At 67.7% G+C, this 15,779-nt stretch carries 15 protein-coding genes and 1 tRNA gene; 7 read left to right on the forward strand and 9 right to left on the reverse strand.

The features are described from left to right. Nucleotides 1-343 precede the first annotated feature (343 nt). A complete protein-coding gene (crgA, locus tag ACFY5C_RS06610) occupies nucleotides 344-598 on the reverse strand; it encodes a cell division protein CrgA (RefSeq protein WP_328425900.1) in 255 nt (84 codons plus the stop codon). 141 nt (nucleotides 599-739) lie between these two features. On the opposite strand from crgA, the gene ACFY5C_RS06615 reads away from it, so the two are divergent. From ACFY5C_RS06615 to ACFY5C_RS06640, 6 genes are read left to right on the forward strand one after another with little or no spacing between them, the layout of a single operon-like run. Beyond that, entirely contained in the window at nucleotides 740-1,516 is a 777-nt protein-coding gene (locus ACFY5C_RS06615) for a DUF881 domain-containing protein (protein WP_389441235.1), read from the forward strand. Between the two features lie 24 nt (nucleotides 1,517-1,540). Then, nucleotides 1,541-2,266 (forward strand): class E sortase, encoded by a 726-nt coding sequence (locus ACFY5C_RS06620; RefSeq protein WP_389442177.1) that lies wholly within the window; start codon nucleotides 1,541-1,543, stop codon nucleotides 2,264-2,266. A 17-nt stretch (nucleotides 2,267-2,283) separates the two neighbouring features. Then, nucleotides 2,284-2,481: a hypothetical protein gene (locus ACFY5C_RS06625; protein ID WP_164905044.1), complete on the forward strand. Its 198-nt coding sequence runs from the start codon at nucleotides 2,284-2,286 to the stop codon at nucleotides 2,479-2,481. Next, nucleotides 2,478-3,116 (forward strand): aminodeoxychorismate/anthranilate synthase component II, encoded by a 639-nt coding sequence (locus ACFY5C_RS06630; protein WP_389441238.1) that lies wholly within the window; start codon nucleotides 2,478-2,480, stop codon nucleotides 3,114-3,116. Before ACFY5C_RS06625 ends, ACFY5C_RS06630 begins: the two co-directional genes overlap by 4 nt. Beyond that, a complete protein-coding gene (locus tag ACFY5C_RS06635) occupies nucleotides 3,113-4,405 on the forward strand; it encodes a class E sortase (RefSeq protein WP_389441240.1) in 1,293 nt (430 codons plus the stop codon). The genes ACFY5C_RS06630 and ACFY5C_RS06635 overlap by 4 nt, the downstream gene beginning before the upstream one ends. A 14-nt stretch (nucleotides 4,406-4,419) precedes the next feature. After that, complete coding sequence (locus ACFY5C_RS06640) at nucleotides 4,420-5,184, forward strand: class E sortase (protein ID WP_389441242.1); 765 nt, start codon at nucleotides 4,420-4,422, stop codon at nucleotides 5,182-5,184. Nucleotides 5,185-5,211: 27 nt separating this feature from the next. On the opposite strand, the gene ACFY5C_RS06645 is transcribed toward ACFY5C_RS06640, so the two are convergent. From ACFY5C_RS06645 to ACFY5C_RS06675, 7 genes are all read right to left on the reverse strand, one after another. After that, nucleotides 5,212-5,967 (reverse strand): restriction endonuclease, encoded by a 756-nt coding sequence (locus ACFY5C_RS06645; RefSeq protein WP_389441245.1) that lies wholly within the window; start codon nucleotides 5,965-5,967, stop codon nucleotides 5,212-5,214. A 307-nt stretch (nucleotides 5,968-6,274) separates the two neighbouring features. Continuing rightward, nucleotides 6,275-8,287 (reverse strand): Stk1 family PASTA domain-containing Ser/Thr kinase, encoded by a 2,013-nt coding sequence (gene pknB, locus ACFY5C_RS06650; RefSeq protein WP_389441247.1) that lies wholly within the window; start codon nucleotides 8,285-8,287, stop codon nucleotides 6,275-6,277. 169 nt (nucleotides 8,288-8,456) lie between these two features. Beyond that, nucleotides 8,457-9,935 carry a peptidoglycan D,D-transpeptidase FtsI family protein gene (locus ACFY5C_RS06655; RefSeq protein ID WP_389441250.1) on the reverse strand — a complete coding sequence of 493 codons (1,479 nt, stop codon included), beginning with the start codon at nucleotides 9,933-9,935 and terminating at the stop codon, nucleotides 8,457-8,459. After that, complete coding sequence (locus tag ACFY5C_RS06660) at nucleotides 9,932-11,380, reverse strand: FtsW/RodA/SpoVE family cell cycle protein (protein WP_389441253.1); 1,449 nt, start codon at nucleotides 11,378-11,380, stop codon at nucleotides 9,932-9,934. The genes ACFY5C_RS06655 and ACFY5C_RS06660 overlap by 4 nt, the downstream gene beginning before the upstream one ends. Nucleotides 11,381-11,407: 27 nt before the next feature. Further along, on the reverse strand, nucleotides 11,408-12,994 hold the full coding sequence (locus tag ACFY5C_RS06665) for a Stp1/IreP family PP2C-type Ser/Thr phosphatase (RefSeq protein ID WP_389442180.1): 1,587 nt from the start codon (nucleotides 12,992-12,994) through the stop codon (nucleotides 11,408-11,410). Between the two features lie 90 nt (nucleotides 12,995-13,084). After that, the gene (locus tag ACFY5C_RS06670; protein ID WP_383608365.1) at nucleotides 13,085-13,600 is read right to left on the reverse strand and encodes an FHA domain-containing protein; all 516 of its coding nucleotides are present in this window, start codon (nucleotides 13,598-13,600) and stop codon (nucleotides 13,085-13,087) included. Between the two features lie 10 nt (nucleotides 13,601-13,610). Continuing rightward, nucleotides 13,611-14,495, reverse strand: a complete 885-nt coding sequence (locus ACFY5C_RS06675) for an FhaA domain-containing protein (protein WP_389441256.1) — start codon at nucleotides 14,493-14,495, stop codon at nucleotides 13,611-13,613. A gap of 551 nt (nucleotides 14,496-15,046) precedes the next feature. Here ACFY5C_RS06675 and ACFY5C_RS06680 point away from each other — a divergent pair. Continuing rightward, nucleotides 15,047-15,130, forward strand: a tRNA-Leu gene (locus tag ACFY5C_RS06680). Nucleotides 15,131-15,276: 146 nt separating this feature from the next. Here the strand turns inward: ACFY5C_RS06680 and ACFY5C_RS06685 are convergent. Beyond that, nucleotides 15,277-15,639: a DUF1304 domain-containing protein gene (locus ACFY5C_RS06685; protein ID WP_389441259.1), complete on the reverse strand. Its 363-nt coding sequence runs from the start codon at nucleotides 15,637-15,639 to the stop codon at nucleotides 15,277-15,279. Nucleotides 15,640-15,779 lie beyond the last annotated feature (140 nt).

Raw genomic sequence — 15,779 nt, forward strand, 5'->3', positions numbered from 1 at the left:
CCTGAGCCGCCCCGTTATCCACGTGAGCGGCGCTGTTGTCCACAGCGTGTGGCGGATCTTGTGCGCACGGTGCGGGAACAGCTACGCCCCCTGCCTGAGCCCTGCGTTTCCGCAGGTCAGGGAGGGGGCGTACGTGGGTTCGAGAACCCTTCGGGTGACCGGTGTGGCTGTCGTACCGGCGTCAACGCCCGATGGGTTATCCACAGATCGTCGTCTTTTCCCCAGTCAGGTTGTGGAAATTGCTGCAAGGCTGTGGATAACTCAGCGGATAGCCCTGGGCAGAGCTCCGTTCACCATGAAGCGGCCGCCGCGTCGACTGCCGCTCAAGGTGTCGCCTCGACCGCTACTTCCACTGTGTGGAGACGCCGAAGCCGGCGGCGATGAAGCCGAAGCCGACGACGATGTTCCAGTTGCCCAGTGCATCGAGGGGCAGCGAACCGTCGGTCACATAGAAGACGACGATCCAGGCGAGACCGATGAGGAACATGGCCAGCATCACGGGCGCGACCCAGGCGCGGCTGTTCAGCTTGATCGCGGTCGTCTGCTTCGACGGCGGCGGCGTGTAGTCGGCCTTCTTGCGGATACGTGACTTCGGCACGAGGGTCTCTCCTGTCGATGCGCTGCGTGGCCGCGCAGGGAACTGTGGCTGGCTCGGGGCAGCGTACAAGGGGACTCTGAATGCTCCCCCGGGCGTCCGTTAGCGTAGTGCTTCCGCGGCGCCGAAGGAGATAAGGGTACGTTGAGCAATTCTGCCGACTCCCCCGGGGCGGGATCCAGCCCTGTACGCGGCCGATTCCGGCCGGTGCGGGTGCTGACCGCGGCTGTCTTCGCTCTCGCCGGGCTTATTTTCTTCACCAGTTTCAACACGGCCAAGGGCACCAATATCCGCACGGACGCCTCGCTGCTGAAGCTCTCGGACCTGATCCACGAGCGCAGCCACAAGAACGGCGAGCTGGGCGAGTCGAACGCGGCCTTGCAGGACGACGTGGAGGCCCTGGCCGAGCGCGACGACGGCAGCACCAAGGCCGAGGACGACAAGCTGGCTGCCCTGGAGAAGAACGCGGGGACGCAGAAGCTGACGGGCGAGGCGATCTCGGTCACGCTGAACGACGCGCCGCCGAACGCCACCGCCAAGCTCCCCGGCTATCCCGAGCCGCAGCCCGACTACCTGGTCATTCACCAGCAGGACCTGCAGGCGGTGGTGAACGCGCTGTGGCAGAGCGGTGCCAAGGGCATCAAGGTCATGGACCAGCGGCTGATCTCCACCAGCGCGGTCCGCTGCGTCGGCAACACCCTGATCCTCCAGGGCCGGGTCTATTCACCGCCGTACAAGATCACGGCGGTTGGTGATCCGGAGAAGATGCAGCAGGCGCTCGCGGCCTCGGCGGCGATTCAGAACTACATGGTGTACGTCAATGTCTACGGTCTTGGCTGGAAAGTCACCGAGGACGGGACGGTGACTCTGCCGGGTTACTCGGGCACAGTGGATCTGCAGTACGCCAAGCCTGTGGAGTGAGTGAGCCCCTCTCTGGAGCTGCCGGTGCGTGTCGTCGTCAGGACCGTCAGCGAACTGTGCGTCACCGTCGGAACCGTGATCGTCCTTTTCGTCGCCTATGTGCTGTTCTGGACCGGCGTGAAGGCCGACAACGTCATGGACGACCAGATCGATCAGTTACAGGACCAGTGGGCGCTGGGGGCGGTACGCCCGACGCCCGCGGTCCCCGGCGGTTCGGCGAGTCCGGGCGCCGCCACGAGTCCGGGTGCGACCACGGGTCCGCCGAAGCCGGCCCCGTATGCCGCGGACAAGCCCTTCGCGATCATGCACATCCCGCGCCTTGGTTTCACGTGGAACAAGCCGGTCCTCGAAGGCACCGCCACCAAGACCCTCAAGAAGGGGCTCGGCCACTACGCGAACACCGCCCAGCTCGGGCAGAAGGGCAACTTCTCGGTCGCCGGTCATCGGCGCACGTACGGCGACCCCTTCAAGGACTTCCCGAGGCTGCGGCCCGGCGATGCGGTGGTGCTGACGGACGGGACGACCTGGTTCACGTATCGGATCGACAAAGGCCCCTACAAAACCGTGCCCACCGACATTGAGGTGATTGACCCTGTGCCCCGTAAGTCGGGGTACACGCGTGAAGGCCGCTATCTGACCCTGACCACCTGTGATCCCGAGTGGGGTCACAGTCACCGGCTGATCGTGTGGGCCCATCTCGACTCCACTCAGCCTGTGGAGGCCGGGAAACCGGAGGCGTTGCGCCGTTAGTCTGGTGGCTGTACGGCGTGAGTCTGGTGCCGTGGTGCGACGGAAGGGACGGCATGTACGGCTGGATCTGGCGGCATCTGCCGGGGAACGCGTGGGTGAGGGCGCTGCTCTCGCTCGCTCTGGTCGTGGCCGTGGTCTACGTCCTGTTCAACTACGTCTTCCCGTGGGCCGAACCGCTCCTGCCCTTCAACGATGTGACGGTGGACAACCAGTGAGCGCGCGCATTCTCGTCGTGGACAACTACGACAGCTTCGTCTTCAACCTGGTCCAGTACCTCTACCAGCTGGGTGCCGAGTGCGAGGTGCTGCGTAACGACGAGGTGTCGACGGCGCACGCGCAGGACGGTTTCGACGGCGTCCTGCTGTCCCCGGGTCCGGGCACGCCCGAGGAGGCCGGTGTCTGTATCGAGATGGTGCGCCACTGTGCCTCGACCGGGGTGCCCGTCTTCGGCGTCTGCCTCGGCATGCAGTCGATGCAGGTGGCGTACGGCGGTGTCGTGGACCGTGCGCCCGAGCTGCTGCACGGCAAGACCTCGCTGGTCGAGCACGGGGGCAAGGGTGTCTTCGCCGGCCTGCCGACACCCTTCACCGCGACCCGCTACCACTCGCTGGCCGCCGAGCCGCAGACGGTGCCGGCCGACCTCGAGGTCACCGCACGGACGCACGACGGCATCATCATGGGCCTGCGTCACCGTGAACTTCCCGTCGAGGGCGTGCAGTTCCACCCGGAGTCCGTGCTGACCGAGCACGGGCACCGGATGCTGGCCAACTGGCTGGTGGAGTGTGGCGACCAGGGCGCGGTGGCGAGGTCGACGGGGCTCGCCCCGGTGGTGGGCAGGGCCACGGCGTGACCGCGCTGCGCCCCGAGCGCAAGTCCGGCGCCACGTACGGGGAGTCCTTCACGGACTCCTACGGCGGCGTCGGCGACCAGGGCACCTCGTACGGGCAGCAGCCGTATGGGGGGCCGGGTGCGCTCGGGGAGCGGTACGGCGAGGAGGGCCACGTCACTCAGGGCCACGGGCAGGGGCAGGGCGCCGAGGGCTACGGCGGTGACGGCTACGGCGGCGGATACACGTACGGCACCGACGGCTACGGAACGCAGAACCGCGTCGACGCGGGCTACGGCACCGAGGGCTACGGCACCGAGGGGGCCGCCGCGGCTCGACAGCCGTACGAGGAACCGTATGCGGAGCCGTACATACCGCCCGCGGACGACGAGACGGTGGCCCTGCGGGTACCCGATCCGCCGCCCCTCGGTGGCCGCGTATCGGCTTCTGCCGCCTCTTCCGCAGCTTCCGCCACAGGAACCCCGACGGGCGGCCGTGCGGCCCGCAGAAAGGCCGCCAAGCGGCGGCACGGGCGCCGTGGTGGTTCACACGCGGCGTCGGAGCATGCCGAGACGGGCTCGGAATCCTCGCAGGCCCCCCTCTCGCGCTTGGAGGCCCGCAGACAGGCAAGGGCACGTAAGCCCAGCGCGGGTGTCCTCGCCAGCCGGGCGATCGGTGAGGTGTTCATCACCACCGGCGTGCTGATGCTGCTGTTTGTGAGCTACCAGTTGTGGTGGACGAACGTCCGGGCGCACGCCCAGGCGGACAGGGAGGCCAGCAGCCTCCAGGACGACTGGGCGAGCGGCAAGCGCAACCCGGGGACCTTCCAGCCGGGGCAGGGCTTCGCCATCCTGCACATCCCCAAGCTGGACGTCGTGGTCCCGATCGCCGAGGGCATCAACAACAAGAGGGTGCTCGACCGGGGCATGGTCGGCCACTACGCCGAGGGCAAGCTGAAGACGGCGATGCCGGATGCCAAGACCGGCAACTTCGCGCTCGCCGGGCACCGCAACACCCATGGTGAACCGTTCCGGTACATCAACCGGCTCGCACAGGGCGACGAGATGGTCGTGGAGACGCAGGACAAGTACTACGTCTACAAGATGGCGTCGATCCTGCCGGTGACGTCGCCGAGCAATGTGAGCGTGCTGGAACCTGTTCCACCGGGGTCGGGCTTCACCGGGCCGGGCCGCTACATCACACTCACCACGTGTACGCCGGAGTTCACCAGCAAGTACCGGATGATCGTCTGGGGCAAGATGGTCGAGGAACGGCCGCGCAGCAAGGGCAAGCCGGATGCGCTCGTCAGTTAAGGGCAGATGAAAAAGTGGCAGCGACCACCGACGGCACCGAAGAGCAGACGGCCGCCCCCGCAGCACCGCGCCCCCCGGCACGCCGCCGCGGCAGGGGCCGGATCGCGGCGGCGGTCAGCGTCTTCGGCGAACTCCTGATCACGGCGGGCCTGGTGCTGGGCCTGTTCGTCGTCTACTCCCTGTGGTGGACGAACGTCGTCGCCGACCGCGCGGCGGACAAACAGGCCGACAAGGTCCGTGACATCTGGGCCCACGAGGACGAGGACTCCGGCCGTCCCGCCGAGTTCGACTCCAAGAACGGCATCGGCTTCCTGCACGTGCCGACGATGAGCGGGGACGACATCCTGGTCGAGAAGGGCACGACGTCGAAGATCCTCAACGACGGCGTCGCCGGCTACTACACCGACCCAGTCAAGGCGACCCTGCCGACCTCGGGCAAGAAGGGCAACTTCTCCGTCGCCGCGCATCGTGACGGCCATGGCGCGGAGTTCCACAACATCCACAAGGTCAAGAAGGGCGACCCGATCGTCTTCGAGACGAAGGGTGACTGGTACGTCTACAAGGTCTACGCCGTCCTGCCGGAGACCTCGAAGTACAACGTGAAGGTTCTCTCCGCCATCCCGAAGGAGTCGGGGAAGACGAAGGCGGGGCGCTACATCACGCTGACGACGTGCACGCCGATCTACACGAGCCGGTACCGGTATGTCGTGTGGGGCGAGCTGGAGCGGGTGGAGAAGGTGGACGAGGAGCGGACGCCGCCGGAGGAACTGCGTGACTGACTGAGGTCCTCCGGAGACCTCAGTCCCCTAGCATGGTGGAGGCCCGAAGCCGCAACTTCCTCTTGCAGCTTCGGGCCTCCTTGTGTTCAGGGCTCGTGATGTTGAGGTAGGGCGCGAACCTCTTGCGTGGGCGACGAGGCTGGAAGGCCTTTCGAGCCTCTGCAGCCGGGCGTGGTGCTGGTGGAGTCGTCGTTCGATGCGCTGGACGCCTGCGCGCAGCGCGATCATCTCCCTGCGGTGCTCGCCTGACGTTTCGATCAGGGCGTTGAACATGGGGACGACGGTCTTGCCCAGGATGTGGGTGATGCGTTGGTCGATGCGGTCGTCGAGGGAGGCGCTGTCGGTGGGGGCAGGGTTTTCCACAGGCTGTGCGCGGGCCGCGTACTCCATGTCAAGGAGGTACACACGCACCTGACGTGCGACGTCGCTGTCTCGGAGGAGCATGGCGACGTTGAGGACAGCGCGGCGGGGGTAGATGGTGAGGCTTCGACGAGCCTGTGAATTGCTGCCCAGCGAGAGTGACATGTTGTCACTCTCGAAGTTCCGCAGCTCAGGGCCTCGCAGTACAACTATGCCGTTGGTTTCCAGCTCTTCGCGGTGGCGCTTGGTGAGCTGTCGGATGGCATCGGCGGTGACGCCGAAATACACGGCCACCATCGCCGTCGTCACATGCATCCCGTCCGGGAGCAACGACAGTGCCTTCACTCTGTCGAGCACGTGGGTGCGTTCCAGCACGCTGTCGCGCAGGCTCTTCGACTCCAGCAGTGCCGATTCGTTGATCACGTTCTGCCCTTCCGATCCTGGTGTGGCCGTATGGCCGGGGCAGAGCTCTGGCTCCCCACCCCACCCGATCAACGAAGCTTCAGATATGAAGACACGATCGACATGGGCACTCCTGTGCGATGGCCGGCAGAAGCCGCTGCACCGGCCGTCGCGCAGGACCCGGCTCGGCGCGTATTCGCAGCCCATGGGGCTCAACCTCGTTCGTACGGCTTCTACCGGTATGTACGCCCGCTCGAGCAAGGAGATCGCCAGAGCCCCGGCACCTGTTGAAGGTGCCGGGGCTCTGGTGTAGGGCCTTGGTGCGAGGTCAGTCCTCCGTGCGGGCCGACGTTCCCGTCACGCCGCCGAAGATCCCGCCGTTGTCGCCGCCGCCGTTGTTGCCGTTCTGGGCGACTGCGATCAGGTTCACCGCGGTGCCCTGGGGGACCTGGGTGTTCGGCTGGGGGTCCTGGGTGAGGACGACGGCGTTGTCGTCCTGGGAACCGCCGATGTTGCCCACGGTCAGTCCTGCATCCTGGAGGGCCTTCTTGGCGTCCTTCAGCGACAACTGGGTCACGGTCGGCACCGGTACCTGCTGCTGCGCGGCCGCCTTGCCGATCTGGATCGTCACCGTGGAGTTCTTGTTGGCCTCGCTGCCCGCCTCGGGCGAGGTCGCGATGACCTTGCCGACCTGGTTCGGGTCCTGGGTCTCCACGTCGGTGCAGGTGCCGACCAGCTCGTTGGCCGTCATCTGCGCCTTGGCCTCGTCACAGGTCTTGCCGAGGACGTCCGGGACGGTGGACTTCTCCTCCGCCTTGGCGATGGTGAGGGTGATCGTCGAGCCCTTCTCGACCTCCTCGCCGCGCCGTGGGTCCTGGTCGAGGACGGTGTTCGGGTCGTCCGAGGAGGTCTCGCGGGTCTCGGTCTTGACGACGAACTGGTAGTCGTCTTCCTCGAGCTGCTGCTTTGCCTCGCCCAGTTTCAGACCGATCACGCTCGGCACGGTGACCTTCGGCGCGCCCGTGGACACCACGATGTTGACCGTGGAGCCCTTGTCGACCTTGATCTTGGAGTCAGGGTCCTGGTCGCAGATCTTGCCCTTGGGCTGGTTCTCGCACTCCTTCGGAGTGACCGTCCCAAGCTTCAGGTCGCTGTTGGTGAGGAGCGCCTTGGCGCCCTGTTCCGTGTCACCGATGAGGTTCGGCACGGCCACCTGGCTGTTGCTCGCGTTCTCGCCGTCGAAGACCCACTTGCCGATCAGGACGGCGCCCACCAGCACCAGCACAGCTGCGACGACCAGCAGGATCGTCGAGGTGTTCGACTTCTTCTGCTGGCGGCGCCGGTCCGGGCGGTCGTCGTAGCCGTAGCCGCCGTCGTCCGGGTTCATGGGCGGCAGCATCGACGTGGCGCCGGCGTCCGTGGAGCGCAGGGCCGTGGTCGGCTGGTCGTCCGGGTAGCCGCCGTAGCCCACGGAGCCCATGGCCGCCGTGGCGGCGACGGGCTGGCCGTCGAGGCAGGCCTCGATGTCGGCGCGCATCTCGTCGGCCGACTGGTAGCGGTAGTTGGGGTCCTTGGTCAGCGCCTTCAGGACGATCGCGTCCATCTCGGGCGTGATCTCCGGGTCGAAGACCGAGGGGGCCTGCGGCTCTTCCCGTACGTGCTGGTACGCGACGGCGACGGGGGAGTCGCCCACGAAGGGGGGCCGCACCGTCAGGAGCTCGTACAGCAGGCAGCCGGTGGAGTAGAGGTCCGAGCGGGCGTCCACCTGCTCGCCCTTGGCCTGCTCCGGCGAGAGGTACTGGGCGGTGCCGATCACTGCCGCGGTCTGCGTCATCGTCATGCCGGAGTCGCCCATGGCGCGGGCGATGCCGAAGTCCATCACCTTGACCTGGCCGTTGCGCGTCAGCATGACGTTCGCGGGCTTGATGTCGCGGTGGACGATGCCGTTGCGGTGCGCGTACTCCAGGCCCTGGAGGATGCCGATGGTCATCTCCATGGCGCGCTCCGGCAGCAGCTTGCGGCCGCTGTGAAGCAACTCACGAAGTGTGGAGCCGTCGACGTACTCCATGACGATGTACGGGATCGACACGTTGTCGATGTAGTCCTCGCCCGTGTCGTAGACCGCCACGATCGCGGGATGGTTGAGCGAGGCGGCCGACTGGGCCTCCCGGCGGAACCGGGCCTGGAAAGACGGATCGCGCGCCAGGTCCGCGCGCAGCGTCTTCACCGCCACGGTGCGGCCGAGCCGGGTGTCATGCGCGAGGTATACCTCGGCCATGCCACCACGGCCGAGCACCTGGCCCAGCTCGTACCGGCCGCCGAGGCGACGCGGCTCTTCCATAGCTACCTACCAGCCCTCTCCGTCGGTCCCGCCGTCACCCTTGTGGGTGCGGAGGTGTGCCGTCCGGGCATACCGTACCCGGCTCATCTTGTGTGACCTGGCCAAGCCCGTAACCCGATACAGGACCGGTATCGCAACGTGCACCGATGTGAAGGGGACGTGAGCGGGGTCACTTCTTGCTGTCGATGACCGCCTCCATGACGCTCTTGGCGATGGGGGCCGCGAGGCCGCCGCCGGAGATGTCGTCGCGGACCGCGTTCTCGTCCTCGATCACGACGGCCACGGCGACCGGCGAGCTGTTGTCGCTGAGCTTGGCGTAGGAGATGAACCACGCGTAGGGGTTCTCGCTGTTGTCCACACCGTGCTGGGCGGTACCGGTCTTGCCGCCGACCTTGACGCCTTCGATCTGCGCCTTCTTACCGGTGCCCTCGTCGACGACCGTCTCCATCATCGACTGCAGGATCTGCGCGTTGGCCGCGGACAGCGGCTTGCTCATCTCCTCGGGGTCGGTCTTCTCGATGGCGTCGAGGTTGTTGGTCTGGAGCTCGTCGATCATGTACGGCTTCATGAGGGTGCCGTTGTTGGCGACGGCGGAAGCCACCATGGCCATCTGCAGCGGGGTGGAGGCGGTGTTGAACTGGCCGATGGAAGACAGCGCGGTCTGCGAGGGGTTCATGTCGTCGGAGAAGATCGACGCGCTGGTGCGGACCGGCGTGAACTGCTCCTCGGTGAAGCCGAACTTCTTGGCTGTCTCCAGCATCTTGTCGTTGCCGAGGTCCGAGCCGACCTTGCCGAAGACGGTGTTGCAGGAGTACTGCAGGGCGACCCTCAGGGTCGCGTTCTTGCAGGGGATGTTGCCCTCGTTGGGCAGCTTGGTGGTGGTGCCTTCCATGACCCACGGGTCCGGCGAGTCCGTCTTCGCGTCGGCGTCCGTGTACAGGCCGTGCTCCAGTGCCGCGGCGGCGGTGACGACCTTGAAGGTCGAGCCCGGCGGGTAGACCTCGCGCAGCGCCCGGTTGAGCATCGGGTCGTCGGGATTGTTCTTCTTCTGGAGCTTCTGCCACGCCTCGGTGTCGGTCGTCGTGGAGTTGCCGGCGAAGGACGAGGGGTCGTACGACGGGTAGGAGGCCAGCGCCAGGATCTTGCCGGTCGACGGTTCGATGGCGGCGACGGCGCCCTTGGCGCCCTGATTCTTCAGACCGTTGTACGCGGCCTTCTGTGCGGCGCCGCTGAGGGTGGTGACGACGTTTCCGCCCTCCCTCTCCTTGCCCGTGAGCATGTCGAGGGTGTTGCGGAAGAACAGCCGGTCGTCGTTGCCGGTGAGGATGCCGTCCTCGATGGACTCCAGCTGGGTGGCACCGAAGGCCTGTGAGGCGTATCCGGTGACGGGCGCCCACATGGGTCCGTTCGCGTAGGTGCGCTTGAACTTGAAGTCGCTGCCGGAGGTCTCCTCCGAGCCGGTGATGGCCTTGCCGTCGACGATTATGTCGCCGCGGGGTGTGCCGTAGCGCTCGATGACGACGCGGCGGTTGTTCTTGTCGGTCCTGAGCTCGTCGGCCTGGACGTACTGGATCCAGTTGTCGCGGATGAGCAGCGCCAGGACCAGAAGTCCGCAGAAGATCGCGATCCGGCGTAGGGGCTTGTTCACGGACGGACCACCTGGGTCATCTCGGCGTCGGGGTTGGGCGCGGGGGCGGGCGCCGGGCGGCGTGCGGTGTCGCTGATGCGCAGCAGGATGCCGATCAGGGCCCAGTTGGCGATGACGGAGGATCCGCCGTACGCCACGAACGGCAGCGTCATACCGGTCAGCGGGATGAGGCCCATGACACCGCCGGCCACGACGAAGACCTGGAGGGCGAAGGCACCGGACAGGCCGACGGCGAGCAGCTTGCCGAACGGGTCGCGGGCCGCGAGTGCCGTGCGCACACCGCGTTCCACGATCAGGCCGTAGAGCAGGAGGATCGCCATGACGCCCGCCAGGCCCAGCTCCTCGCCGAATGTGGCGAGGATGAAGTCGGAGTTGGCGGCGAAGCCGATGAGGTCGGAGTTGCCCTGGCCGAGGCCGGTTCCGAGGGTGCCGCCGGAGCCGAAGGCCCACAGGGCTTGCATGGCCTGCTCGGAGTGGACGACACCGTCGCTGACACCGGAGCGGCTGAGCTGGAACTCGCGGGCCGGGTCGAGCCAGGCCTGTACACGTGTCTGGATGTGGGACTCGAAGCTCGCCACGCCGACGGCGCCGACCGCGGACATCAGCAGACCGAAGACGATCCAGCTGGTCCGCTCGGTGGCGACGTACAGCATGATGACGAACATTCCGAAGAACAGCAGCGACGTACCGAGGTCGGTCTCGAAGACCAGGATGAGGATCGAGATCACCCAGACGACGAGGATCGGACCGAGGTCGCGTCCGCGCGGCAGGTAAAGGCCCATGAAGCGACGGCTGGCCAGGGCCAGGGCGTCTCGCTTCACCATGAGGTAGCCGGCGAAGAAGACGGCGAGGATGATCTTCGCGAACTCGCCAGGCTGGAGGGTGCCGAGGCCGGGGATCTTGATCCAGATCTTGGCGCCGTAGATGTTCGCGCCGAGTCCGGGCACGAGCGGCAGGACCAGCAGGAACAGCGCGGCGGCCATGGAGATGTAGGTGTAGCGCTGCAGGACCCGGTGGTCCTTCAGGAAGATCAGCACAGTCACCAGCAGGGCGACGCCCATCGCGGAGTACAGCAACTGGCGCGGTGCGGCCTGGACGAAGGCGTCGCTCTGCTGAAGTCGCTTCGACTGGTCCAGACGCCAGATCACGACCAGGCCGATGCCGTTCAGCAGGGTTGCCAGCGGCAGCATCAGAGGATCGGCGTACGGCGCGAACTTCCGGACGGCCAGATGTCCGATGCCTGCGAGCAGGCCGAGCCCGACGCCGTAGCTCAGCAGTCCGGGAGGGATCTGGTCATTGATCGCCAACCCCACGTTGGCGTAGGCGAACACCGGAATGACAACCGCGAACACCAGCAGCGCGAGCTCGGTGTTGCGCCTGCTCGGCGCGCCGATCGCGCCGATCGTGGACGTATGGTGCGTCGGCGAGTTCGTAGTACTGCTCATGGTGTGACGGGGCCTCTCACGGCTTGCCTACTGCGTACCGCAGTTCGTGACGACCTTCTGCTCTTCCTCCGAGAGAGTGGGGCCGGGCTTCGGCGTCGCAGACGGGGTCGGGGAGGTGGAGGAGGACGGGGGCGGGGACTGGGTGGACGCCGAGGGATTCGGTGTCGGTGTCGCCTTGGACGTAAGGGAGGTACGGGTGGTTCCCGTGGTGCCTCCGGCCTCGCCTTCGCCCGTCTTGGAGTTCTGCTCGCTCTGTGCAGACTGCTGCTCGGCCCGCTTCTTGCACGCGGACGCCTGCAGCGCGAGCTCGTCGATCTTCGCCTGGGCGTCCTTCAGACCGCCCTCGGTGATGGTCCCCTCGACGAGCTTCTTCTGGTACGGCGGCAGGTACTTGAGTTCGATCTCGGGGTGGTCCTTCTCCACCTTCGAGAGCGAGACCCAGGCCAGGTCCTGGCTGATCCCGCGGTACAGGGCGACGTGTTCCTCGTTGGTGCCGACGTAGTACTGCGTCTGCGTCCAGCGCCAGCCGCCGTACAGGCCGCCGCCGATGACGGCGAGCGCGAGGGCCGAGTAGAAGGATCTCTTCAGCCACTTGCGGCCCTTGCGGGGCTTGACGAAGTCGTCGTCGGTGTATTCACCGAAGCTGCCCGCCGGGACGTAGCCGGTGGTGTCCCCGGAGCCGGGCGGGCCGAACTCGCCGCCCCCGCCGCCCTGTCCGGGCACGTGGCGGCCGAGCCCGGAGGCGCGGCCGGCGGGGGTCTGCATGATGCCGTTGTCGTGCAGGTGGTGCTGCTGGTTCTCGGCGACCGCGCCGACCACGACCGGGGTGTCGGACAGCTGCCCGGCCAGGGTGTCGCCGGTGTCCAGGTCCAGGACGTCGGCGATGATCACGGTGATGTTGTCGGGGCCGCCGCCGCGCAGCGCGAGCTGGATGAGCTCCTGGACGGTCTCCTGCGGGCCCTGGTAGCTGGCGAGGGTGTCCTCCAGGGTCTGGTGGGACACGACGCCGGAGAGGCCGTCGGAGCAGATCAGGTACCGGTCGCCGGCGCGGACCTCGCGGATGGAGAGGTCGGGGTCGACATGGTCGCCGCTGCCCAACGCCCGCATCAGCAGGGAGCGTTGGGGGTGTGTGGTGGCTTCCTCTTCGGTGATGCGGCCCTCGTCGACGAGGCGCTGCACCCAGGTGTGGTCCTGGGTGATCTGCGTCAGGACGCCGTCGCGGAGCAGGTACGCGCGTGAGTCGCCGACGTGGACGAGGCCGAGGCGCTGTCCGGTCCACAGCAGGGCGGTGAGCGTCGTGCCCATGCCCTCCAGCTGCGGGTCCTCCTCGACCATCGCGCGCAGCTGGTCGTTGGCGCGCTGTACGGCCGTACCGAGCGAGGTGAGGATGTCGGAGCCGGGGACGTCGTCGTCGAGGGCGACGATGGTGGAGATGGCCTCGGAGGAGGCGACCTCGCCCGCGGCGGCGCCGCCCATGCCGTCGGCGATGGCGAGCAGGCGGGGACCGGCGTATCCGGAGTCCTCGTTGCCCTCCCGGATCATGCCTTTGTGCGATCCGGCGGCGAAGCGCAGTGACAGACTCATGCGCACCTCGCCCGTCGGCTCCGGGTACATCCGCACGGTGCCCACCCTCCGGTCGGGAGCGCGCCGGGGCCCCTGGTGGGGGCCGCCACTGCGTGCTCGCTCCGCTCGCTCATTGTCGTACTACTTCCGCAGCTCGATGACGGTCTTGCCGATGCGGATCGGCGCGCCCAGCGGAATCGGTGTCGGGGTCGTGAGCCGCGTTCGGTCGAGGTACGTGCCGTTGGTGGAGCCCAGGTCCTCGACGATCCACTGGCCGTCGCGGTCCGGGTAGATCCTGGCATGCCGGCTGGAGGCGTAGTCGTCGTCCAGCACGATCGTGCTGTCGTGCGCCCGGCCCAGGGTGATGGTCTGGCCCTGCAGGGCGACGGTGGTGCCGGTGAGCGTGCCCTCGGACACGACCAGCTTGGAAGGGGCGTTACGGCGCTGGCGGCCGCCGCCCTGCTGGCCGCGCTGCTGCGGCGGGGTCGCCGCCTGCCGTGCGGCCTGCTGCGGCCGTGCGGCCTCGCGACGCGATCCGCGCTGTGTGACGCGCGTTCCGAACAGGTCGCTGCGAATGACCTGCACGGCCACGATCACGAACAGCCACAGGACGGCCAGGAAACCCAGCCGCATGACCGTGAGGGTCAGCTCTGACATTGCCCCCGCTTCACCCTTCGGCTTGCCGGTAAATGATGGTGGTACTGCCCACGACGATCCGCGAGCCGTCGCGGAGCGTAGCGCGGGTGGTGTGCTGCCCGTCCACCACGATGCCGTTGGTGGACCCGAGATCCGCGATCGTCGAGGGCGTTCCGGTCCGGATCTCACAGTGCCGGCGGGAGACGCCGGGGTCGTCGATCCGCACGTCGGCGTCGGTGCTGCGGCCCAGCACCAGCGTCGCGCGGGAGATCTGATGGCGGGTGCCGTTGATCTCGATCCAGTAGCGGGTGCGGCCACCGGCCGCGGGCGCGGCGGGGGGTCGCTGGCCGCCCGCGGGCTGCGGGTAGCCGTAACCTCCGGGGCGGCCGCCGGGCGGCGGCGCGGCCGGCATGGGCGGGGCGCCCGCGGGTGCGGCGGCCGGCGGGTAGCCGTAGCCGCCCTGGGCGCCACCACCGCCACCGGGCCGCCCGGCCGGGGCGGCGGGTGCGGGGGCCGGCTGGCCGCCGCCCTGCTGGTCGGTGGAACCGGCGAGCGTACGGCTGCGTACGCGGTACAGGCCGGTGTCGAGGTCGTCGGCCTTCTCCAGGTGGACCTTGATCGGGCCCATGAAGGTGTAGCGCTGCTGCTTGGCGTAGTCGCGGACCATGCCGGCGAGCTCGTCGCCGAGCTGGCCGGAGTAGGGGCTCAGACGCTCGAAGTCCGGGGCGCTGAGCTCCACGATGAAGTCATTGGGGACGACCGTGCGGTCGCGGTTCCAGATGGTCGCGTTGTTGTCGCACTCGCGCTGGAGCGCTCCCGCGATCTCCACGGGCTGGACCTCGGACTTGAACACCTTGGCGAAGGTGCCGTTGACCAGACCTTCGAGACGCTGCTCGAACTTCTTCAGGACTCCCATGGGGCACCTCCTCCGTTGCCTGCTTCGTCCTTTTTCCCGCGGGGCGGGCACTGCCTTACCTGGTACTGCTTACTGATCGTATCCACGCGCCGGTGAATCGGCTGGTTCCCCCTGTCGGCCCGGTCGACAGGTGTCGACGCCCTCGAAGTTCCCTGTGGAGCTCCCCTTCGAACTCCTCACACACACAGTCTTGCCATGGATCGTAGAGGCGGCCGGAGACCAGTGTCCCGCACCCGACTGTGGACCCCGACCGGCTCCTGGGGAGATGCGTGGTACCGGTACGAGGTTGATACGTGAACAGGTTCTCGTTGATACGGAGCGCGGGGCACCCCCGCTCGGCCGGTCCCGGGGCGGGCCGGCCGGCGTGCCGTTCCGACTGTGCTGGTGGGCGACTGTACGGCCGCCGCATGGCATCCGCACGGTCTCCGCATGCCCGCTGCACGGCGGCTGCCTGGGGATAAGGGATGTGAATCCACCCTGGACGGCGTGCTAATGTTCTGCGTGTCGGAAGGCGCCGGACCGCAAGGGAAGAGCCCGAGGACACACCCAATGCGCGGGTGGCGGAATAGGCAGACGCGCTGGATTCAGGTTCCAGTGCCCGCAAGGGCGTGGGGGTTCAACTCCCCCCTCGCGCACCGTCGAAGAGGCGGCATCGTAATCACGATGCCGCCTCTTCTCGTTGTGCGGTGTTGTGTTCGACACGTCGTGCCCCTCACTGCGTCGGCACGGCTCCCTCGGTGGCCGTGACCTGTGATGAAGCTCTCAGGCCACGGCGCCGTGCTCAGCCGGCCGCGATGACCGTGGCGAGGGCCACGGCCGCGGGCAGCGCCTGGGCGAAGAGGATGCGGCGGTTGGCGGTGGCCGCGCCGTAGACGCCTGCGACGACGATGCAGGACAGGAAGAAGATCTGGACGCGGTAGCCGGTCGGGTCGTCGGCGATCAGCCCCCAGACCAGCCCCGCGGCGAGGAAGCCGTTGTAGAGGCCCTGATTGGCCGCCAGTGGCGCGGTGGTGCGGGCCAGCTCGGCGTCGAAGCCGGAGAAGCGGCGGCCCGGGCCGCGCTGCCACAGGAACATCTCCAGGACCAGGATGTAGGCGTGCAGCAGCGCCATGAGGGCGACGAGGACGACAGAGATCAGATGCATGCGCTGATTGTGGCGGTGGGGTGTGTGGGGGCGGCGGCCGGTGCGGCTGTGGGTGGGGTGGACCGGTAGGCCAGTCGGCACGGGGCGGGGGCAGCCTCCACCGGTGGTTCGGTTGTTTCGGGGCGGGGTGTCGACTACCC

The organism is Streptomyces sp. NPDC012935 (assembly GCF_042900345.1).
In the GTDB taxonomy this organism is placed as follows: Bacteria; Actinomycetota; Actinomycetes; order Streptomycetales; family Streptomycetaceae; genus Streptomyces.

Bases quoted from the DNA above. Each gene is read 5' to 3' on its own strand.
- ACFY5C_RS06665 (WP_389442180.1), bottom strand. From the start codon at position 12,994: ATGTACCCGGAGCCGACGGGCGAGGTGCGCATGAGTCTGTCACTGCGC.
- ACFY5C_RS06670 (WP_383608365.1), bottom strand. From the start codon at position 13,600: ATGTCAGAGCTGACCCTCACGGTCATGCGGCTGGGTTTCCTGGCCGTC.
- ACFY5C_RS06675 (WP_389441256.1), bottom strand. From the start codon at position 14,495: ATGGGAGTCCTGAAGAAGTTCGAGCAGCGTCTCGAAGGTCTGGTCAAC.
- pknB (WP_389441247.1), bottom strand. From the start codon at position 8,287: ATGGAAGAGCCGCGTCGCCTCGGCGGCCGGTACGAGCTGGGCCAGGTG.
- ACFY5C_RS06685 (WP_389441259.1), bottom strand. From the start codon at position 15,639: ATGCATCTGATCTCTGTCGTCCTCGTCGCCCTCATGGCGCTGCTGCAC.
- ACFY5C_RS06660 (WP_389441253.1), bottom strand. From the start codon at position 11,380: ATGAGCAGTACTACGAACTCGCCGACGCACCATACGTCCACGATCGGC.